Genomic DNA, 21,776 nt, shown 5'->3' on the forward strand with positions numbered 1-21,776 from the left:
CACCTGCATAACAGACCTCCACGTTTATTGTGTGATTTTCAGTAACTTTGCGGGCGATAAGAATAAATATTGGATCATCGGATGATCGGGACACAGGATAAGGCAGATATCAGGAAACTGAATCTGGACCAGCTGAAGAGCTGGATGACAGAGCATGGCGAAAAAGGCTTCCGCGCAAAACAGATACACGAATGGCTGTGGAAAAAGTCAGCGCAGTCTTTTGCTGAAATGACCAACCTCTCATTGGCAACCAGAAAATTAATTGACGACAATTTTGTTATCAACGGCCTTGACGTGGCCAAATCGCAGCAAAGTAACGACGGTACGATCAAATCTGCCTTCCGGCTGTTTGACGGAAACCTTGTGGAAGGCGTTCTGATACCTGCCACCGACCGGATGACGGCCTGCGTCAGCAGCCAGGTGGGCTGCTCACTTACCTGCAAGTTCTGCGCCACCGGATACATGGATCGCAAAAGAAATCTGGACGCGGCTGAAATATACGACCAGGTGGTGGCCATCGCACGCCAGGCGGAAGGTAGCTTCGGCAGCCCGCTTAGCAACATTGTATATATGGGCATGGGCGAACCTTTGCTGAACTACGTTAACGTTCTGAAATCCATTGAACATATTACCTCTCCGGAAGGGCTTAACATGTCGCCCAGGCGAATCACCGTTTCTACGGCGGGTATTGCCAAAATGATAAAAAAACTGGGAGATGACGAAGTGCGGTTCCGCCTGGCTCTCTCACTGCATGCAGCCAACGATGAGAAAAGGAATCAGATCATGCCGATCAATGAATCCAATTCCCTGGAAAACCTGGCGGAGGCACTTAATTATTTTTACAAAAAGACAGGAAACCGTATTACTTTCGAGTATATTGTTTTCAACAACTTCAATGATACCCTGCAGGATGCTAAAGAGCTCTGGGAATTCACCAAAAAGGTACCAGCCCGGGTTAATATTATTGAATATAACCCGATAGCGGAAGCTGATTTTAAAAATACCGAAGCCGACAGATTGGACCGTTTTGCCGCTTTTCTGGAAGACAGAGGCGTTTCCGTACATGTGAGAAGAAGCCGTGGAAAGGACATTGACGCCGCTTGCGGGCAGCTGGCAAACAAAGAGGCCGCGGTTTAAGTTAAAAAACAGGATCCTTGAATTAACAATTTCTTAACATTGCAACAGTAAAGTATCAGTAGTTTTGCGACAAATCTGTTTGTTTTGCAGCCTGACCTGATCTGCATCATTTCTTAAACCGACAAAGTGCTGGTTATTAAACAGTTGCAACACCAAACGATTTACAATTCCGGATGGCCCCTTACCCATCCCTTTTTGATTGAGCTCTTTGTAACACTTATTCTTTCATTATATGTTTGGTCTTGAAACCGACATTTTTCTTCTCCTCGCTTTCAGTATTTTAGCGGCCTGTGCTTTCGAGTTTGTCAATGGTTTTCACGACACAGCCAATGCCGTTGCCACAGTCATTTATACCAACTCCCTGAAACCCAATGTTGCCGTGATATGGTCAGGCTTTATGAACTTCCTGGGCGTATTTTTTGGAGGTATTGCGGTTGCCATGGGTATTGTAAATCTGCTTCCTGTAGAAATCCTGATTGATCAGAATGTGTACCATAGTGTTGCGATGATCTTCTCGCTGCTTTTTAGTGCCATCATCTGGAACCTGGGAACCTGGTATTTTGGCTTACCCAGCTCCAGCTCACATACCCTCATCGGATCCATTCTGGGTGTAGGGCTGGCGTTCACGTTCATGCCCGAAAACACGCACGGCGTAGGTGTAAACTGGTCCAAAGCAAAGGAGCTTTTCACTTCACTTTTAACCTCTCCCATTTTTGGTTTTGCACTGGCTATTATCCTGATGTTCATGCTGCGCAGGATGTTGTCCAAGCCTCTGCGTGAAATTGTGTTCAGTGAGCCTAAGAAAAACACACCGCCACCCATCTGGATACGTGCCATATTGGTCATGACGTGTACACTGGTAAGCTTTTTCCATGGTTCCAACGACGGACAGAAAGGAGTAGGCCTGGTGATGCTGATTCTGATCAGTGTAGTACCTGCTCATTTTGCGATTGACACTTCCATTGACCCGGTGGGCATGAAAAATGAGATCGTCAGAATTGAACAGATCATTTCGGGCATTGACACAACAAAATTATCGGCCAGTGACCGGGAAAATATAGCGCTGATCAAAGGCGAATTTGTTTCGTTGAACAAAATAATTAACACTCCGCATGCGGACCATAAGGTACCGCAAGATGAAAGAATGAGTGCACGCCGTTCGCTGATCCTGATCAGCCGGGGCGCCAAATCATTGATGGAAAATCCGGATGTTACGCTGAGCGCCACGGATAAAAAATATTTAAAAGAGCAGTCTGGCGGAGAAAAGGGTGTACGCCGTTACACGGATTATGCCCCCACCTGGGTCATACTGATGATATCGCTTTCGCTTGGCTTGGGAACCATGGTAGGCTGGAAAAGGATTGTGGTGACGATTGGCGAAAAAATCGGAAAACAACACCTTACTTATGCCCAGGGCGCTTCTGCCGAATTAGTTGCAGCAAGTACCATAGGCGTTTCTTCTTATCTGGGACTGCCGGTAAGTACCACCCACGTGTTATCATCGGGTATTGCGGGGTCTATGGTGGCCAGCAAAGGGGTCAAGAATCTTCAGGCCGGAACCATCCGGAATATTGTGATTGCCTGGGTTCTTACCTTACCTGTCACCATGCTTCTTTCGGGGACTCTATATGCATTTTTTCGCTGGATATTCTAGTGCGGTACAGGAGCCAGTAAAGAATCGGAAAGGCAGGGAATTTAGACATAATTGCGTTTGTTCATAAAGGAGTTAAGTAATGCCGATGTAACGGTATGACTTAACTCCTTTTGATTTCAGGATGGTATGGTAATGAAAAGATTGCCCCGGTCCGGGCGGTTTGGAACCCGGCCTTTGTTTTTCAAAGCGATATTATCGTAATTCGGCATGGATTTTTTTATTTCAAATGAAAGCCCCTTATTCACCATAAATGACAACCATAGAAGAACAAGTAAACCGCTACGGATATGTGACCGAAGCGATTGCAGACAATATCGATCTCGTTGCTGAAATAAATCGCCTGAAAAAAGAAAAAAATGCCGTAATTCTGGCCCATTATTATGTGGACGCCTCCATTCAGGACCTGGCAGATTATATTGGCGACAGCCTTGGGCTCTCCCAGCAGGCCGCTGCAACGGAAGCCGATATGATTGTGTTCTGCGGCGTACATTTTATGGGCGAAACAGCTAAAATATTAAGCCCGGGCAAAAAAGTAGTGATCCCGGATCTTAACGCCGGCTGCTCCCTGGCCGATTCGGCCCCGGCTGACAAGTTTGCAGCCTTTAAAGCCAGGTACCCGGATCATCTGGTGATCAGCTATATCAACTGCTCTGCTGAAATAAAAGCATTAACTGATATCGTCTGTACCTCCTCCAATGCTTTGCAGATTGTAGAAAGCCTGCCCAAGGACCAGAAAATCATATTTGCACCGGATGCCAACCTGGGCCGGTATGTGGCGCACAAAACCGGCCGTGAAATGGTTTTGTGGGATGGCGCCTGTATTGTGCATATTGATATATCAAGAGAAAAACTGGCCCAGCTACGTGCTGAAAATCCCGATGCCCTGCTGATTGCCCATCCCGAATGCAAAGAGGATATTCTTTTGCAGGCCGATTTCGTAAGTTCCACCACCGGCTTACTGAAATTTGTTAAGGAATCCACTCATGATAAATTCATTGTAGCAACAGAGGCTGGCATACTTCACAAAATGAAGCAGTCGGTTCCGGATAAGAAACTGATCCCTGCGCCCGGCTCCGACAACAATACCTGCGCCTGCTCCGAATGCCCTTACATGAAAATGAATACCGTAGAAAAATTGTATAATGCGCTTTACTATGAGCAGCCAGAAATTTTTGTTCCCGAAGATATCCGCTTAAAGGCATACGAGTCGGTGAACCGGATGCTCGAGTTAAGCAAAGGTATTTAGTTTTAGTTAAAAGTGATGAGTGAAGAATATGCCCCAGTTTGATTTCCTTGTAATCGGTTCCGGAATTGCCGGGCTGAGTTATGCGGCAAAACTTGCCAGACATTTTGAAAGTATCCGGCAAACAGTTTCCATTGCCGTCATTACAAAAGTCCAGGCCGACGAAACCAATACCAAATATGCCCAGGGTGGTATTGCAGTGGTGTGGGGAGAGTCTGATACTTTCGAAAAACATATTAATGATACCATGGATGCCGGTGACGGTATCAACAAAAAAAGTATTGTTGAAATTGTTGTCAAAGAAGCACCGGAACGCATACAGGAACTGATTGATTATGGCACCCGGTTTGACAGAGAGTCGGGCGGGGAATATGACCTGGCCAAGGAAGGCGGGCATTCTGACCACAGGATCTTGCATTTCAAGGATGTCACGGGAGCCGAGATTGAAAGAGCACTTTTAGAAGAAGTACTCAGGCATCAGAACATCGAAGTATTTACACATTACTATGCCGTAGAGCTCATCACCCAGCATCATCTGGGAGAAACCGTTTACAGGTACCGGGACGATATCAAATGTTTCGGGGCCTACGTACTAAACCGGAGAACCGGCGAAGTGGAGAAGTTCCTGGCCAAAACCACACTGCTCGCGACGGGCGGAATTGGCAACATATACCAGAGTACTACCAACCCGACCATCGCAACAGGAGACGGAATTGCGATGGCCTACCGGGCCAAAGGTGTTTGTGATAATATGGAATTTATCCAGTTCCACCCCACCAGCTTGTACCAGCCAGGACAAAAACCTTCGTTTCTGATCTCCGAGGCTGTACGCGGATTTGGCGGAATATTAAAACATGCGGACGGGAGTACCTTCATGGAGAACTATGATACCCGCCTGTCGCTGGCGCCGAGGGATATTGTAGCCCGCGCTATTGACTCTGAAATGAAAAAAAATGGCGTCAACCATGTATTCCTGGATGTGCGCCATCTTGACTATGATAAATTCCTGGAACACTTCCCTAACATCACCCAGTACTGTCTGGAACTTGGCATTGATGTTCGCAAGGATATGATTCCCGTAGTACCAGCCCAGCATTACATGTGCGGGGGAATCAGGGTGGATGAATGGGGGAAAACCAACATTAATTTCCTGTATGCTGTGGGAGAATGTGCCTGCACAGGACTTCACGGAGCGAATCGACTGGCCTCCAACTCCCTGCTGGAAGCTGTTGTATTTGGTCACCGGGCCTATGAAAGTGCTGTCGCTGGTTTCGATAAAGCAGTTCTGCCCGACAACCTTCCTGAGTGGGATGACTCCGGTACCACTCACCCGGAAGAAAACGTTCTGGTAACGGAAATGACCCGGGAGCTCAATAGTATCATGTCCAATTATGTTGGCATTGTACGTACCGACCGGCGGATGAAACGTGCCTACGACCGTCTGGAATTATTGCACAAAGAACATGAGGAACTTTACAAAGAATCAAAAATTTCGGTGGCGATATGTGAGCTCAGGAATATGATCAACGTTTCCTATCTGGTCATAAGAATGGCCATGGCAAGGCGGGAAAACATCGGGTTGCATTATAACGCAGATCATGTGAAGTAAAGAGGAGCTCTTTCAATATCGGGTTGGGTTGGAAGACAGGGATTAATCCCTCACTTGGTACTGCACATCCAAACCTATACCTCCGCGTACCCATTGCACGGCACACAATGAAAAGGCCAGCCACCGTAGACACGGTAACTGGCCTTTTCTGCAAACAACGGTATCAGTAACCTTTGGCCTGCACCAGATTGGTATTATTTCTGATTTCAGAAGTCGGGATCGGGAACAAGAGCTCGCGTTCCGTCAGTGTGGGACCGTATGAGAATTTGTGGCCGACGTAGTTATCAAATTGCTTGGTGGTTACATTAAACGCTTTGCGCAAACGAACCATATCAAACCAAGTGATATTTTCAAAACACAGCTCATACCATCTCTCCTTCCAGACTGCCTCTCTCAACTGATCTTTAGTCAGTCCTGCAAGACTGGGCAGTTGCGCCCGTGTTCTGATCGCATTTACGGCGTCGTAAGCTTTGGTTGCCGGGCCGTTTACTTCATTCGCAGCCTCTGCATAAACCAGCAAAACATCGGCATAACGGATCACCGGCCAGTTCAGGTCGCTGTTAGCAGTACTGGTCTGCGCGGTTACGTCAAAGTGCTTCCATATAAAATACCCTCCCAGGTCCACTTCCAGGTTACGGTTGGTCTCGTTTGTGAATTTTGTGTAGAAAAATTGCTTTTCCTTCGCACGTAAATCACCGGCTTCGTAAGATTTGACAAAGTCCCCCGTGGAATAAATGCCACCCGTCTCATCGGAATAAGCGGAGATATTTTTGTTGTAAGGAATAATAGAAACCTGCCAGTTGGAAGGCAGTATCTGCGTACGGAACTGTACCATGAAAATATTCTCTTCCACGTTTTTCTTGGCAGGATTGTGCAGGTCGTCGTACGTTGTAAACAGCTTGTACTGTTTGGAATCGATCACCTCTTCCGCTTTTTTCGCTGCCAGATCATAATAGGTGGCACCTTTTTGCAACGGATAACCCGCCATGGTAAGATACACTTTCGCAAGCAACGATTTGACGGCCCCCAGGCTCACCTTTCCAGTGGCATCCACCCAGGGCAAACCAGCCTCCTCGGCTACTTTAAGATCTGCCACGATCAGACTATAGACCTCCTCGGGTGTAGCCTGTTTCGGACGCAGCTGCTCCGATTGCAGGGACATGGGCTCTGTTACAAGCGGGATGTTGCCGAACATTTGCACGAGGTTGAAATAGTACCAGGCTCTCAGAAAATATGCTTCCCCCAACAGCTTTTTCATCTCTGCCGCATCCATTTGAATCGACGGAACTTTGGCAATAGACAGATTGGCGTTGGCAATTCCCTTGTAATAGGCAGTCCAGTACCCCTGTCCGTAACCATTATCCGAAGTATTCTTCAGATCCTTGATGAAGTAGCTGTTGACTGCCTGCCCGAGATCGGTAGCGGCAAGTCCGGTAGCAAATTCTGTCATCATCCAGTTGCCGCCCCCGAAGCCGCTGCCAAGCGGATCGCGCATCGTTGCGTAAATGGAGTTCACCGAACTTCTTGCGTGCTCAGGTTTCGTAAAATAATTTTCAACAGTAAAGTTACTGGGATCCGATTCATCCAAAAAATCGGAGCATCCGGTCAGCCATAAAGTACCCGTCAGCAACGCGAGCAAACCATATTTTTTTGTAATTCCGTTCATCTTTTTCTCTTTAAAAGGTTTAGATCCAGTTATAGTCCGATGTTGAGTCCGAGCATGAATATCCTTGGTTTTGGATAGTCGTACAAGCCGAAGCCCTGATCAAAAGGAGATCCTGAGTTAGAGACTTCCGGGTCATAACCTTTGTATTTGGTTGCCACAAAGAAGTTCTGCACAGAGCCGTAGACACGCAAACGTTCAAGTTTCATCCTCGACACCACGGAAGTAGGAAATGTATAGGCAAGCAGCAGGTTACGTCCTCTGATAAAAGATGCATCGGTAACCTTGTGGCTGTCGTTGTTGGTTGTATAATAAGCATTGATGGGACGTATCTGAGCAATCGGGGTATTCTGGTTAGTTTCCGTCCAGGCATTGAGCACAGTTTTGTAACTGTTGGCGATACCCTGCCTGTCCTCAGCAGAGTGGATACTGCGGTCGAGCACGTCGTTTCCATACATAAATTGCAGATCGACGGTCAGCGAAAGGCCTTTGAACTGGAATGTGTTCAGCAGTGTACCAAAACCTTTCGGGATCCCATTACCTATGACCGTTCTGTCATTATCGTTGATGGTACCATCATTGTTAAGGTCTTTGTATTTCACGTCGCCGGGGAGCATATTGTATTTCTTCGCCATTTCCGCCTCTGCGGTTGACCACGTTCCCTCATGCACACGGCCAAAGAATGATCCTACCGGCTCACCCACCCTGATGACCGTCGCACCAGAGAACAGGTCGCTTCCACCCGAAAGTGCAAGCACCTTATTTTTGTTTACAGAGATATTGAATGTCGTGCTCCAGGAGAAGTCATCCAGTTTCAGGTTGGTGGAGTTCACCGCGAATTCTACACCTTTGTTTTCCATACTTCCCACGTTACTGAAAATGCTCGTATATCCGCTGCTTAAAGGCAAGGGTGCATCCAGAAGCATCTCGTTCACTTTCCGTCGATACAGATCGAGCTCAAAGCTCAGCCTGTTGGACAGTACGCCCAGTTCGACTCCAAAATCCACCTGGTGTGTTTTCTCCCACTGAAGGTTTGAGTTGGACATACGCCCTACCCCGATACCGATGTTCCTCGTTCCGCCAAAAATGACGTCGTAGTTAGACATACCCGCAAGTGCCCGGTAAGCGGGAATTTCGGAGTTACCCGTGGCACCGTAGCTCGCACGTATTTTCAGGTTCGAAACGGCAGGAATATTTTTCATAAATTCTTCCTCCGTTACGCGCCAGGCAACTGCCGCAGATGGGAAGAATGCGTACTGGTTGGCAGTACCAAATTTGGAAGAACCATCAATACGGCCCGTGAAGGTGACCAGATACTTATTAAGCAGGCCATAATTTACGCGGGCAAAGTACGAATTAAGTCCATAAGCGGAAGCGCTGGATGACGGAGCAAGTGCGGTAGCACCGGCACCCAGGTTGTTGAACTGAAAATAGGTATCTGTAAAATTCTGGCTTCTGGCAGTATTGTCAAAACGATCCACGTGCTGCCACGACAAACCCAGCATCGCATTCACAGAATGTATTTTGCCAAATTCCTTGTTGTAAGTCAGGTAATTTTCAAATTGCCAGGAGTTGAATCGACTGCTCGCTACGGATGCATCTCCGTTATTGGAAATGTATTGCAAGCCTGCCGCAGCGAAATAATCGTTGCGCTGATTGATAACGTTCGTTCCGATGGTCGATCTGAATTCAAGGTCTTTGTTCAGTTTGATGGAAGCATACATATTGCCGAGCATGGTCTGGGTTCTCAGAAAAGAGAGGCGTTCGGCACTTACACGGAGCGGACTGTCCCCACCTTCCATACCGGGATAATCCCGGTTACTCGCCCATTTCCCGTCGGGATATTTAACTGGTATGATCGGAAGTGCTTCCAGCACCTGGCGCATTGCAGTGATACCACCGCCACCAAGCTGATCGATCTGCTTCTCGTTCTGATCCGTATAACCAAGGGTACCACCTACTTTCAACCAGCTCTTGATCTGGCTGTCAAAGACAAAACGCCCGGAAAACCTCTTCTGCCATGACTCTACAACGATACCGTTTTCGTTGCGGTAATTCAGAAACGCTCCATAACTTCCTTTTTCACTGCCTCCCGTGAGGCCCAGCTGGTGGTTTTGCGTGAAGGCCTTCTGAAATGCTTGGTCCTGCCAGTCGGTATCATAAAGCGGATTGCCGGCCGAGTCAAACAACAATGGGTTAGTCCGTTTCAGCTTGGGATCGGTATACTTCGTTCCGGTTGCCCAGCCAACAGGGTCATACTTGGCCGCATTTGCATAAATGAGATCTTCTACAGCCAGGAACTCTTTTGAATTCAGCACGGCTAATTTTCTGGGTGCTACACCGATGCTGAAATCCGAATCGTAAGTTACCCTGCCACCCCCGGAACTTCCGCGTTTGGTCGAAACCAGGATCACACCATTGGCGCCCCGCGCCCCATAAATGGCTGTGGACGACGCGTCTTTAAGTACCTCGATCGACGCAATGTCATTCGGATTGAGGTAGTCGATCGGCGTACTTCCGTTGGCAAGATCAACTGCATTCAGAATCACTCCGTCAATCACATACAGTGGGTTGTTGGAAACGCTGATGGAGCTGGCTCCGCGAATCCGGATGTTGGCCCGACCGCCCGGCCGACCAGAATTGGAAGATACGTTCACACCAGCAATACGGCCCGAAAGACCCTGGTTCAGTGACGATGCCGGACGTTCCTGTAAAACTTCACCCTTTACGGTACCTACAGCACCGGTCAGATCCGACTTTCTTACCGTTCCATACCCTACTACTACAATTTCCTCCAAAGCGTTTTCATCCGGGGCAAGGATAACATTAAGAGACGTCTGATTCCCAATTGCGATTTCCTTTGATTTGTACCCTACAAAACTGAACACTAAAGTGGCCTGAGTACCGGTGGTTTCCGGAATCTCCAGCGAAAAATCACCATCTGCTCCTGTGGATGTACCTCTCTGAGTACCCTTTAAAACAACACTGACTCCGGGCAAACCAACACCAGCCTCGTCGGATACTTTCCCTCTGACCGTTTTATCCGCTGCAAGCGTAGTAACAGTAACAGGCGGCTGATTGTTTTCTGTAAAAACATTTTCCGCCGGCGGCACGGTTGGCTCAACAGTGCTTTCTTCAATTACGGACGATGCCTTTACTTTGTTTTCAGTAATTACAAAGGTGTTTCTGCGTGTTTTTTTATACTTAAGTCCACTCTGTTTAAGTAATATATCCAGGTTCTTTTCAAGCGGCATATTCAGATTCAGTATGCCTGAGGCCACATTGATGGACCCGACAAGCCTATCCTCAAAAACGATCTCCACGCCATAATGACGCTGTAAATCAAGCAGGACATTCTTAAGTTTCATTTCCTGAATCCGTGGCGTGGATTGCCGGACCGTCATGGCGGCATATGCAACGGTCTGTGAATAAACGGCTTCTGACGATTGTATCATCAATACGAGGCCTATCCCCACCCATTGCCTGGCAGATAGTTTTATTTGCATGTTCAGATGTATTAGGTAAGTTAGTAATTAGATATATAAATTGAATCCTCCGTAAGGTGGTGTACCTTCAGGTCAAGCACTTCCGAAATGGTTTTCAGGAGATCTTCCGCATTTTCGGTTTTAAAATTACCGGTTATTTTCCTACCGTAAACGTCAGGGTCCGCCCGCACTTTCATACCAAAGTTTTCCTCCACCATAGCAGAAATTTCACTGATGGGCGTTCCGTTAAATACATATCGTTGTTCTTTCCAGGCAGCAAAAGTTTTGGGGTCGGGTTGTTTTTCCAATTGCACCCCTCCGGAATGGTCCAGAATGGCCAGATCACCGGGTTTCATCATCAGATTTTTCCGCAGCGCATTTTGCTCATAATCAATCCTGACACTGCCCGTTTTTAAAGCCACCTGCGTACCTCGTGGCCTGGCAAAAACAGAAAACTGCGTACCGAGCACTTCAACCTGAAACTTATCCGACGTTTTCACAATAAAGTGCTGGTCATCTACCGTATGGCTTACTGTAAATTCAGCCTCTCCTGCCAAAAAAACCTTTCTCACAGCTCCATAAAAGCCCAACCGTGGCACTTTCAGGCTGGAATTGGAATTGAGTACTACCCTGCTGCCATCTTCCAGATAAATATTGGTTGTTTTGCCAAAAGCTGTTGTATAGGTGCGGTACATCAGCGTATCCTGGTACCACCAGCCACTTCCAGCCATTAAAAGAACAACGGCCGCGGCCCAAAAGAATCTCCTGAACAGTTTCCCCCGTTTTTTTTCCTCAGCATCCTGTACCGGCGGCAAGATCTCTGGATATATAAATGGCCCTTCGTCCCTTATGCGTTCCAAAAGATTTTTGACGGCCACTTCCTGATCCGGGACAAACTGAGGAGCCATGGTCTCCCATTCCATCAGCCATTGATAAAATAGCTCTTTGTTTTCAGGATCTCTGAGCCAATCTTCGGTCATTCTTTTTTCCAGAGGATTTGCTCGTCCCGACAAATACTCAAACAGCGTATGTTTCGATAGTGGAGTTCTCATAATTTACTGGTTCCGGCCTGGCTGTTTGAAAGGATTATGATATAAACCTGAGCGTACCCAACAGCGTCAGCAGACAGGATAACAGCCACTCTCCGCTCAGCACTATACGCAAATGTTTCAGTGCTTTGGAAACGTGCACTTCCACCGTTTTGGGAGATATCCTAAGCTCGTCAGCAATCTCATGGTACTTTTTATTCTCGAAGCGGCTCATCAGGAACACCCGCTGGCACTGTGCCGGAAGCTGACCAATCGCTTCGTTCACCCTGATAAACAGATTATTGTAATGTATCTCCGCATCCGGCTGCTGGCCGGAACTGGACAGATTGCTTTCTTCAGACGGTTCGAGCGTGTCCGTCCGATTGAACTCTCTCCTCATATACGTATAACATTCGTTCCGGACCGCTCTGAATAAATAACTGGTGTAGGAACTGGTTATATTTTCATAGGCTTTGGTCCTGTAAAACTGAAAGAATACTTCACTTACCAAATCCTCCGCAATCTGCCTTGAATAGACAAACCTTACCGCATGACTACATAACGGATTATAAAACCTGCGGAAGAGGAGTTCCAGCCCTTTGCCCGGATCCTGCTCAAAGGTTGCCCTTATAAAAAAAGCAGAATCTCCTTCCTGTGAAGGCAGATGCTGCGCTTCGGTGGATAACAAAAACGGACTTGTCGTTTGGTTTTCTCCGGTGAGCAAAGGATCAATCATAAAGTCTTTTTGTTATGTAATAATTAGAAGACTTTTTTGGACTTAGTTTCCCTTATCCTGGTTGATAAAAATTAAAACTTTTTTTTGTTATATTAATGTGAGAAGTACATGTGTAACCGAATAAATACTACAACTAGTCCTATTTAACTCAGTATATGGATGGTCCATACTGCCAATAACAGGAATAACGGACCAGAGAATCCATACGAGATAAGTACAAATACACGGGATAAGGCCAGCGCTGATGGCACCCTCGCGGGAAAAATAAGTAATGAAATGTATATGCAAAAAATTAATCGTTTGAGGAAATGGAATAAAGGCTATGCTTGGGCTAATGCAGGCCTAACCGAATGATAATAATGATTCCCCCCCTCATCCTCAAATTCCCCTATGAGTAAAAGTCCTGACGCTTCCAGCAACTCTTTATATCTTTGTGCTCCAAGCGATATCGATTCCAGCGCTGTGATCGCATCTTCCCATTTCATTTTTTGAGACGGAGCTGTGAACAGCAGTTTTCCCTCGGTGTAAAGGGCGTTTGCCATTTTTCGGATCACAATTTCCTGCTTCTTTTCAGGTAAAAGGAATAACAGCCCCCAGGCGATGATGGCATCGAACTGCCGATTGAAAAATGAGGAATCTTCTGCGGCTTCACAGGCGGCAGGAGCATTTGGAAAGTTCTGCCTGAAAAGCTGAATCATCGAAGGCGACGCATCAATCCCATACAGAGCCAAACCTTCATCTTGTAATGCCCTTGAAACAGGGTCGCCCGTACCGCAACCTAAATCCAGGACGGTTGCTTTTGGAGGCAACACCTTTCCCCAGCGCCGGACGGATGCTGCGCCGACTCCATTGGTTCCCTTAGAGCGGCAGCGAATAAATGTTTCTGCGTGGTACTCGTATCCGTTGGATTGATCCATTTTCATTCAGGCGTTAGATCACAATATGCTGTACTTCCATTAAATATACTGAGCCGCCTCAATGACACCTCTCTATTCAAGGAAAAATTTGAAGGGGCTTTCAAAAAAAAACGTCACGGCCCGGAGCCGTGACGTACAGATTACATACATTGGATATTTATAAATTCTTCGCTTTCAATTCTTTCACGGCATGATTGGCCGCTCTGGCCGAAAACGCCATATAGGTAAGTGATGGATTTTGAGTAGAGGTCGAGGTCATACCGGCACCATCCGTAACAAATACATTTTTTGCAGCATGCAGCTGGCTCCATTTATTAAGCATGGAGGTTTTAGGATCTTTCCCCATTCTTACCCCTCCCATCTCATGAATGTCGTTGCCCGGGTTACGGTGTCCGTCATGCGTCCGCACATTTTTAAAACCAGCATTGGTAAACATTTCTGAAACCTGATCCATATAATCTTTGATCATTTTTTCGTCGTTGTCGTCATAGTCTACCGAGATTCTGAGCATAGGCATACCAAAAGGATCTTTGGCAGTTTTGTCCAAAGCCACGTAGTTACTCTCCTTGGGTATGGTTTCTCCCATCATGTGCGAGCCCACACTCCAGTTGCCATAATTGGTTTTTAACAGCCCTGCCTTGAGCGATTCTCCCAAACCATTCCTATCGTTATAAGTCATACGGTTAGCAGCAAAACCCGCCGCATATCCCCTCAGAAAGTCCGTTTCCTGCTTGTAAACATTCCTGAAACGCGGTATATACCCACTGTTAGGCCTGCGGCCGTCGGTAGTAGAGTCCAGAAACCCTTCATATTCACCGGAAACACTGGCCCGGTAGTTATGAAAAGCGATATATTTACCTAAAACACCACTGTCATTTCCCAGACCATCGGGAAAGCGTGAAGATATGGAATTTAACAAAATCAGGTTTGTATTAAGCGCAGAGGCATTTACAAAAATAACTCTTGCATAAAATTCCATCATCTGTTTCGTGTTTGCATCTATTACCCGCACACCAGTAACTTTTTGTTGCTTATCATCATAGATCACCGAATGCACCACGGAATGAGGCCGGAGTGTGAGGTTACCTGTTTTCAGAGCCCAGGGTATGGTTGATGCGTTGCTGCTAAAGTACCCTCCAAAAGGGCACCCCCTTTCACACATTGTACGATGCTGGCATTGAGCCCTGCCCTGGTCCAGGTGTATCTGCTGCGGATCGGTAATATGGGCTGCCCGTCCAATGATGATATGCCTGTCTTTATATTGTTTAGATACCTGTTCCTTAAAATACTTCTCAACGCAGTTCAGGTCGTGGGGTTTCAGGAACTCTCCATCCGGCAGTGTATCCAGCCCATCTTTATTGCCGGTAATACCCGCAAATTTTTCCACATGACTATACCAGGGCGCTATGTCGTCATAACCAATCGGCCATTCCACTGCAAACTTATCACGGGCAGGGCCCTCGAAATCATACTTGCTCCAGCGCTGAGTCTGACGTGCCCAAAGTAACGATTTGCCCCCTACCTGATATCCCCGGAGCCAGTCGAACGGCTTTTCCTGAATATAGGGATGTTCGTTATCCTTCGCAAAAAAATGTGCCGACGACTCTTTGAAATTATAACACCGGCTGGCAATGGGATTGGCATCGGTGATTTCCTTGGGCAGACGCTCCCGGTGTTCAAATTCCCAGGGCATCATGTTGGTGGTAGGATAATCCTTTATATGCTGTACATCACGGCCCCTTTCAAGGAGTAATGTTTTCATTCCTTTTTCGGTCAGCTCCTTCGCCGACCAGCCACCGCTAATCCCTGACCCAATCACAATGGCGTCATAGGTGCGGGCTTTTTTACTGTCAATATTAAAGTTCGCCATAAAATCGGGAAGAAGGAGGAAGAAGGCCGCCAGGCCATTTTCCTCTATTTTATTTTTTCACTGGCACACAGCCATGGTAACGTGCAGGAACCATTTCATAATGGGTGATATTGGTCATCACATATTCCGAATTCATATACCCCTGGATGGTCAGATTTTTGACCAAACCAAAAAAGGCCTTTTCGTCGGCATCATTGCTTTTTTGCAAGTTGCCCAGCAACTCCAGTTTCTGGCTTTGAGTTATGCCCGCAAAAGGCTTTCCGTAAGCCTTGGTACTGGCAGTGTCTATTTTACTGATCCCGCTGACAAAATTATCCTGCACATTTTTGTCGTAGCAATCTTTTACCATTTTCTCCACAAACTTATGTACCCCCAGCTCACCAGCTCCCGGGGTATCCGTTTTAGGTATAATCCCTTCAACAACCGCCATCAATACCTCCGACTGGTCTGCTGCCAGTAACACACCACCTCTGATACCCGATTTATTCCACCCCGACGCCCAGGATGACAAACTGGCCAAGGCTCCCATCGTGAGGGCCATATTTTTCAGCGCTACCCGTCTCTGCATTTCTTATCTTAAAAAAGTGAATAATTGTTTATACTAATGTACCAACTCTTAAGCAAACAATCCTAATCGTCATTGCTTTGTTAAAGAGAAACCGGTGCGTTTCTCCGCAAAGATTCTGGAAAAACCAGGACACATCGATACCGAAATAAATACCTTACAACTATTCTTCCAGAAAATCCAGATCCCTCCCATGCGTTTCGGGGACAGTGAGGATACAAAAAATACCAATAAAAAAACACAGTACTCCAACCATCGCTCCCGAATTGATGACCGAAAACGATTCCTTAAAGGATGCAAATAATGTTGTCATCAATACCACAGTACCTCTCACCATATTGGGAATGGTGGTGGCCGCCGTTGCTCTCAGATTGGTACCAAACTGTTCGGCGCCGATGGTCACAAACATAGCCCAGTAGCCGATCCCAAATCCTAAAAAGCCTGCAATGGTATACAAATGGGATGCTTTGCCAATACCTCCGTATAAATAAATGACGCTGAATATCAACGTAAATACCATCAGGTAAAATACCGCCCGCTTCCGGGATTCAAGCCAGTGGCTCAAAAACCCACTGCACAAATCTCCCATGGACAATCCTACATAACACCACATGATGGATAACCCGGGTTTGATCGGCTCCGCAATGCCCAGCGCCTTTCCGAATTCGTTACTGAAAGTCGCCAGAATCCCGATTACAAACCAGGTGGGCAGGCCTATCCCAATACACTTCAGATAACGTGCCAGCCTGTCTTTGTTATTAAAAAGCGCGAAAAAATTTCCCTTTTCAATATGCTTTTGATTCTTGACATCTTTAAAAATGCCCGATTCAAATACCCCTATCCTTAACAGCAGCAGGGAAATACCCAGCCCTCCGCCAATGAAATAGGCATACCGCCAGTCGAAAAACTCAACGGTAAAATAGGCCACCACTGCGCCCAGGAGACCGATACCCGCCACCAGGGAAGTACCAATGGCACGAAGATGCTTGGGGAGTATTTCGGATACCAGCGTGATACCCGCGCCTAACTCACCCGCAAGACCTATCCCTGCAACAAAACGCAGGATTTTATAAGTAAACGGGTCCTGGACAAATCCGCAGGCAATGTTTGCCAGGGAATAGGTAATAATGGAGCCGAATAGTACAGACAATCGTCCTTTTTTGTCTCCTAAAACACCCCACAAAATTCCCCCGAGCAACAGCCCGGTCATTTGCCAATTGAGAATACTGGCGCCTACAAGTGAAATGTCGGCTTCTGAAAGGCCTAGGGAAACAAGACTGGGTATCCGGACGATGCCAAAAAGCAGCAGATCGTAAATGTCAACAAAGTAACCGAGGGCTGCAACAATAACAGGGGCACTAAATAAATGAGATGAATTTGAACGTGTTAAGGTTTGGGTTTTCATTTAATATCAATGGGTTTTCAGGAATGAGTACAATATTATGCAAATAGCCGGACATATGTCCGGCTATTGTACAGTTAATTCAAAAAAATGTTACTATCGAAACCAGGACAATTACCTCCAGATTCCGTTTTAAATCAGACTTTCTTAAGAACAATCGTTGTCTTGTAGGTTTTCCCATCTGTAATTTCTTCGTAAGACCATTTCATCTCGCTGCCGTTCACCTCAAGATCATATTCGTCAACGGTACTGCCGTCTATCAGTTGAATTTTATTTCCAACCACTTTCCATTTCGACGGCTCTCCAAAAATATCGGTGCCTTCATCGCTGCAATCGGACGGCACAGTTCCGCCCACAGTACCATCCGGTTTCATGATGATCGTGACCCGGTACAGACAATCGTTTCCGAAGAATTCAGAATAAAACTTGAGCATATCCGTTATCCCTTCATACGCAGGAGTTATGTTCATGGCTGTCATTTTCCAGCTACCTTCAACTCCTTTTGACGTCGGTACGGGATCTTTGTCTGAATCCTTTTTGCAGGAAAAAACAGCAGCGGCGATCAGGATAAACAATACCGGAACTCTTGTAAAACTTCTTACTTTTTTCATGGCTTAATTTTTACGGTGTTAAAAAATTTATTTCGCCACGAAATTAGATCCGGTATCTTTTAAAAAAAATCACATCCTATTGAACGGTATCACAACCGATTTAACGGTTACAAAATTATTCAAATACCAGTTTCTGCTTATCCTTGAGCAACTGAGTTTTCAGCTTTTCATAATCAATATCCTGCACGGCGGTTTTGGCATCAATAGCCTGCACGGCAGCGGAAGCGGCGCTTTGCCCCAGTATCATAAATACAGGCTCCATCCTGATGGAACCATAAGCGATATGTGAACTGGACAAACAAACCGGTACCAGCAAGTTCTGACATTCGGCTTTTTTAGGCGTCAGCGACTCGTACGAAATGCTGTAAGGCGTTTTGGGATGCACCCCTATATCTCCCTCATTCTGTACATATCCGTCGGCTTTAACGTAACGCTGGGCATTGTGAGCGTCCAGCGAATAAGACCCCATTCCGACCGACTTGGTTATCGCCTGTTTTCCAAGTGTTTCACCTTCTGTCATCACATGCTGGCCAATCATCCGCCTGGCTTCTCTCACATAAATCTGATGAGGCCAGCCTCCGTTATCCTTAAATTCGTCCTTGGGCAATCCCCATTTTCTCATCTCCGTCTGCACATCTGCTGGCACAGCAGGATCATTGGAAAGAAAGTACATCAACCCTTTCTGATATAACTCATGCTCTTTGATGATTTGCTTCCGCCGTTCATAAGTTGCGTCGGGGTAGTCATAATTCTGTCCAATGAAGTCGGTGCTGAAAGGGCCATGGTTGTTGGTATCCGTTTTTTTGTTTGGTATCGGATCGTACTTGTCAAAAGTTTCAGTCCAGCCCGCTTTGTAAACTCTGGCGAGGAGCTCGTACTTGGCCGCATCGTACCCTTCCGGTTTTGGAAATGGAATGCGGTTGTCAGGATTCGCCGACAGACACATCCGGAAACAGTAGGCCTGAATTTTATTATCCCCTTCTCCTTTTTTACCAATTTTTTCGGCAGAAACATAAGGAAGCAAACCACTTTTCGGATCGCCTTCTTTTTTATAAGGACTGATATTCTTTTTAAAATGATGTCCATGCTGAAAAACCTCAGGCTGAATCCCGTTCCATAGCTCCCCGTAAACACTGTTTGCTTCACGTCCTACGTGGTATTTCACTCCTGCGGCAGCCATCAGGTCGCCCTCATAGGTTGCATCAATGAACATTTTCCCGCTGAATACCTTCCCCGAAAGTGTTTTGATCGAAACAATTCTGCCATTTTTTTTCACCACTCCTTTGGCCCGGTTAAGCCATTCGTTCCGGTATACTTTTATGTTATTTTCCTTCACGAAATCTTCAAAAACCTTTTCTGCTACATGAGGCTCAAAAATCCACATGGTGCGCTCCTTACCGTCCATGGCCGGGGTGCCCTGCCCCTTGTTGCCATACTCTTCCTTTTTCTGCCACTTCCATGCTTCCGGCTTGTCATACTCCATGTAAACCCGGTGATAGAAATCACGTGCCAGACCTCCGATCACCGATTTATTGCCGGTATCGGTGAACCCAAGGCCGCCGGAAGAAAGTCCGCCAAGATGTTTGTCCGGTGAAACAACCAGTACCGTTTTACCTTGCCTGGCCACCTGTACCGCCGCTGTAACCGCAGCGCTGGTTCCTCCGTAAATTATTACATCAGCGTCATAACTGTCTTTAATGGCCGCCGTACCGGGTATCTGCCAACAAACTGCAAAGGCCAGCAATAAACATGAAAAAATTTGTTTCATTTGATTTTAAGATTTGGATAAATTAATTGGATGCCGGAACCAACATGACGGCATCAGCAAATACAAGGCCGTTGGCACCTTTATTTGACAGTTCTACATAAGCTTTTTGTCCTTTTGGAATATCATAAGTACCAATAAAAACCCATTCACCGGAGGTCTGACCCACCACCTCAACATCGGAGGTTTTAATGGTGACAGGTTTTTCCTTACCACCATCGGAAACCACAAGCGGGATTTGCGCCGATAGTCCGGGTAGTTTTGAAAAATAAATATAGGCCGAATACTTCCCGGCTTTGTCAACAACCGGCGAAAACCGTACTGTTTGTAATGCACTTTTCGTAGTATCGGAAGCCAGCATGGAAGGCCCGTAACCGCCACGTCTTTTGGTCCAGTTACCGGTAACCATTACATTTTGAGAGTCCTCGTTGTCTACCAGAATCTGCTGTACCGATCCGTCGGCAAGCGGATTTGTTTTTAACTTCTCCTTCAGTTTGAGCACATCCACCTGCTGTACTTTCACTCTGGCGTCAATTGCTATCGCGGCTGCTGTGGCGGCAGACTGGGCCAGTACCATAAAAACCGGTTCCATGCGGATGGATCCATAGGCAATATGCGTAGCTGAAAGACAAACCGGCACGAGCAGATTGCCACATTCTTTTCCCTGAGGTATGATGGACCGGTAAGAAATCGGATAAGGACTGAAACCGCCTACCTCCACATTGCCTTCATTTTTAACCATACCGTTGACAACAAGCCTTTGCACATTGTGCGAATCCATGGTATAAGCAGCCATCCCTACCCCATCGTTGACCGGCTCCTTTCCAACACAGTTTGCCTGGGTCATGACGTAGCTGCCGATCATCCTCCTGGCTTCACGAATGTATAATTGCGGAGACCAGTTGCCGGTATCGGTATATTCATCTTTGGGATATCCCCACTTTAACATTTCGTTTCGCAACTCCTCGGGTACCCGGGGGTCGTGGCCTACAAAATATAAAAGTCCTTTGGTATATACTTCATGGTCCTTAATGATGCGGGCGCGGGTGGCATAATCTCCATCGGGATATTCGTAATTCATCCCGATCATATCGGTAGAAAATCCGTTCCGGTTGTTGATATCCGTTTTATTGTTGGGCATTCGGCTCCATATAAAATAGTCGGACAGCGTTTTTCTTTCGGGCTGCTTGTTCATCAGCCTCACCAGCAGTTCATACCTGGCAGGGTCATAGCCTTCCGGACGGGAAATGGGTATCTGGTTTCTTGGGTCCGAAGTCAGGCAAATCCTGTAATTGTAGGCCTGCGCCTTTCCGTCGCCGGTACCGTTCGGCAATAGTTTTTCAGCGGAAATTCCCCACAAAAGTCCGCTTTCGGGCTTGCCGGGAATTTTATAAGGGTCGATACCATCCGGAAACTGATGCCCTTTCATCAGTTGAACGCCATTGATGGTTTCGTTATAATCAGCATTGGCTTCCCTCCCTACGGCGTAGGATACCTTGGCGCGGGCCATAAGATCACCCTCGTAGGTACAGTCAATAAACATGGCCGCTTCCACCGTCAAATTGGTAGCAGCGTCGGGCGACTGGCTGTTTTCAAGGACGATCGATTTAATATCCGTACCGTTTTTGACTGCCGACACAATTCTGCGGTTGTAAGTTACCTTGATCCCCGCCTCATCCAGATATTGCTGAAGATACTTTTTTGCGACATGCGGTTCGAAAATCCACTGCTCAAATTTGCCGTAATGTTTTCCGATACGTCGATAAAAGTCCAGTGCCACTCCTGAAATAGCATATTTGTTCCCAATATCGGTTTGTCCCAATCCTCCCGACGTCATTCCCCCCAGGTGTATCCCGGGTTCGATGAGCATGACGGTTTTGCCCATTTTTTTGGCTGTATATGCCGCAATTACACCGGCTGCTGTTCCTCCGTAAACACAGATATCCACCTTGCTTTTTTGGTCTGCTTTAACAGACGGCCTGTTTGCAGGAAGCACACAAAGCATTACCAATGCCAACGGGTAGATCCATATTTTTCCAATCCTATTTCCTGTCATGTTGTCCTGTTTTAAATAATAAAAGATTTTAACTG

General features: G+C 46.6%; 15 protein-coding genes. 4 read left to right on the forward strand and 11 right to left on the reverse strand.

Features of this window, described 5'->3' with window-relative positions:
* Nucleotides 1-81 precede the first annotated feature (81 nt).
* The 4 genes from rlmN (at nt 82) to nadB (ending at nt 5,643) form a co-directional block, all read left to right on the forward strand.
* Nucleotides 82-1,137, forward strand: coding sequence for a 23S rRNA (adenine(2503)-C(2))-methyltransferase RlmN (rlmN, locus tag KOE27_RS17245; protein WP_215240080.1), 1,056 nt, complete (start codon nt 82-84; stop codon nt 1,135-1,137).
* Nucleotides 1,138-1,369: 232 nt separating this feature from the next.
* Complete coding sequence (locus KOE27_RS17250; protein WP_215240081.1) at nt 1,370-2,791, forward strand: inorganic phosphate transporter; 1,422 nt, start codon at nt 1,370-1,372, stop codon at nt 2,789-2,791.
* Between the two features lie 250 nt (nt 2,792-3,041).
* Entirely contained in the window at nt 3,042-4,037 is a 996-nt protein-coding gene (gene nadA / locus KOE27_RS17255; protein ID WP_215240082.1) for a quinolinate synthase NadA, read from the forward strand.
* A 28-nt stretch (nt 4,038-4,065) separates the two neighbouring features.
* A complete protein-coding gene (gene nadB / locus KOE27_RS17260) occupies nt 4,066-5,643 on the forward strand; it encodes an L-aspartate oxidase (protein WP_215241656.1) in 1,578 nt (525 codons plus the stop codon).
* A 163-nt stretch (nt 5,644-5,806) separates the two neighbouring features.
* Here nadB and KOE27_RS17265 read toward each other — a convergent pair whose 3' ends face one another.
* The 11 genes from KOE27_RS17265 to KOE27_RS17315 form a co-directional block, all read right to left on the reverse strand.
* The gene (locus KOE27_RS17265; RefSeq protein ID WP_215240083.1) at nt 5,807-7,309 is read right to left on the reverse strand and encodes a RagB/SusD family nutrient uptake outer membrane protein; all 1,503 of its coding nucleotides are present in this window, start codon (nt 7,307-7,309) and stop codon (nt 5,807-5,809) included.
* Between the two features lie 29 nt (nt 7,310-7,338).
* Complete coding sequence (locus KOE27_RS17270; RefSeq protein WP_215240084.1) at nt 7,339-10,812, reverse strand: SusC/RagA family TonB-linked outer membrane protein; 3,474 nt, start codon at nt 10,810-10,812, stop codon at nt 7,339-7,341.
* 20 nt (nt 10,813-10,832) lie between these two features.
* Nucleotides 10,833-11,843, reverse strand: coding sequence for a FecR family protein (locus KOE27_RS17275; RefSeq protein ID WP_215240085.1), 1,011 nt, complete (start codon nt 11,841-11,843; stop codon nt 10,833-10,835).
* 34 nt (nt 11,844-11,877) lie between these two features.
* On the reverse strand, nt 11,878-12,555 hold the full coding sequence (locus KOE27_RS17280) for an RNA polymerase sigma-70 factor (RefSeq protein ID WP_215240086.1): 678 nt from the start codon (nt 12,553-12,555) through the stop codon (nt 11,878-11,880).
* Nucleotides 12,556-12,875: 320 nt separating this feature from the next.
* Entirely contained in the window at nt 12,876-13,472 is a 597-nt protein-coding gene (locus KOE27_RS17285; RefSeq protein ID WP_215240087.1) for a class I SAM-dependent methyltransferase, read from the reverse strand.
* 157 nt (nt 13,473-13,629) lie between these two features.
* A complete protein-coding gene (locus KOE27_RS17290; protein ID WP_215240088.1) occupies nt 13,630-15,342 on the reverse strand; it encodes a GMC oxidoreductase in 1,713 nt (570 codons plus the stop codon).
* Between the two features lie 49 nt (nt 15,343-15,391).
* Nucleotides 15,392-15,910: a gluconate 2-dehydrogenase subunit 3 family protein gene (locus KOE27_RS17295; RefSeq protein ID WP_229252810.1), complete on the reverse strand. Its 519-nt coding sequence runs from the start codon at nt 15,908-15,910 to the stop codon at nt 15,392-15,394.
* Between the two features lie 160 nt (nt 15,911-16,070).
* Nucleotides 16,071-17,312, reverse strand: a complete 1,242-nt coding sequence (locus KOE27_RS17300) for an MFS transporter (protein ID WP_215240089.1) — start codon at nt 17,310-17,312, stop codon at nt 16,071-16,073.
* Between the two features lie 134 nt (nt 17,313-17,446).
* Nucleotides 17,447-17,920, reverse strand: a complete 474-nt coding sequence (locus KOE27_RS17305) for a lipocalin-like domain-containing protein (RefSeq protein ID WP_215240090.1) — start codon at nt 17,918-17,920, stop codon at nt 17,447-17,449.
* Nucleotides 17,921-18,035: 115 nt separating this feature from the next.
* The gene (locus KOE27_RS17310; RefSeq protein ID WP_215240091.1) at nt 18,036-19,688 is read right to left on the reverse strand and encodes an FAD-dependent oxidoreductase; all 1,653 of its coding nucleotides are present in this window, start codon (nt 19,686-19,688) and stop codon (nt 18,036-18,038) included.
* Between the two features lie 22 nt (nt 19,689-19,710).
* Nucleotides 19,711-21,741 carry an FAD-dependent oxidoreductase gene (locus KOE27_RS17315; protein ID WP_406566858.1) on the reverse strand — a complete coding sequence of 677 codons (2,031 nt, stop codon included), beginning with the start codon at nt 21,739-21,741 and terminating at the stop codon, nt 19,711-19,713.
* Between the last annotated feature and the right edge of the window lie 35 nt (nt 21,742-21,776).

This window comes from Dyadobacter sp. CECT 9275, from assembly GCF_907164905.1.
GTDB lineage: Bacteria > Bacteroidota > Bacteroidia > Cytophagales > Spirosomataceae > Dyadobacter > Dyadobacter helix.

What these genes read in the sequence shown, in the direction of transcription:
- KOE27_RS17265 (WP_215240083.1), bottom strand. Translation starts at nt 7,309, where the DNA reads ATGAACGGAATTACAAAAAAATATGGTTTGCTCGCGTTGCTGACGGGT.
- KOE27_RS17310 (WP_215240091.1), bottom strand. Translation starts at nt 19,688, where the DNA reads ATGAAACAAATTTTTTCATGTTTATTGCTGGCCTTTGCAGTTTGTTGG.
- KOE27_RS17250 (WP_215240081.1), top strand. Translation starts at nt 1,370, where the DNA reads ATGTTTGGTCTTGAAACCGACATTTTTCTTCTCCTCGCTTTCAGTATT.
- rlmN (WP_215240080.1), top strand. Translation starts at nt 82, where the DNA reads ATGATCGGGACACAGGATAAGGCAGATATCAGGAAACTGAATCTGGAC.
- nadB (WP_215241656.1), top strand. Translation starts at nt 4,066, where the DNA reads ATGCCCCAGTTTGATTTCCTTGTAATCGGTTCCGGAATTGCCGGGCTG.
- nadA (WP_215240082.1), top strand. Translation starts at nt 3,042, where the DNA reads ATGACAACCATAGAAGAACAAGTAAACCGCTACGGATATGTGACCGAA.
- KOE27_RS17280 (WP_215240086.1), bottom strand. Translation starts at nt 12,555, where the DNA reads ATGATTGATCCTTTGCTCACCGGAGAAAACCAAACGACAAGTCCGTTT.
- KOE27_RS17290 (WP_215240088.1), bottom strand. Translation starts at nt 15,342, where the DNA reads ATGGCGAACTTTAATATTGACAGTAAAAAAGCCCGCACCTATGACGCC.
- KOE27_RS17315 (WP_406566858.1), bottom strand. Translation starts at nt 21,741, where the DNA reads ATGACAGGAAATAGGATTGGAAAAATATGGATCTACCCGTTGGCATTG.
- KOE27_RS17305 (WP_215240090.1), bottom strand. Translation starts at nt 17,920, where the DNA reads ATGAAAAAAGTAAGAAGTTTTACAAGAGTTCCGGTATTGTTTATCCTG.
- KOE27_RS17270 (WP_215240084.1), bottom strand. Translation starts at nt 10,812, where the DNA reads ATGCAAATAAAACTATCTGCCAGGCAATGGGTGGGGATAGGCCTCGTA.
- KOE27_RS17275 (WP_215240085.1), bottom strand. Translation starts at nt 11,843, where the DNA reads ATGAGAACTCCACTATCGAAACATACGCTGTTTGAGTATTTGTCGGGA.
- KOE27_RS17300 (WP_215240089.1), bottom strand. Translation starts at nt 17,312, where the DNA reads ATGAAAACCCAAACCTTAACACGTTCAAATTCATCTCATTTATTTAGT.
- KOE27_RS17295 (WP_229252810.1), bottom strand. Translation starts at nt 15,910, where the DNA reads ATGCAGAGACGGGTAGCGCTGAAAAATATGGCCCTCACGATGGGAGCC.
- KOE27_RS17285 (WP_215240087.1), bottom strand. Translation starts at nt 13,472, where the DNA reads ATGGATCAATCCAACGGATACGAGTACCACGCAGAAACATTTATTCGC.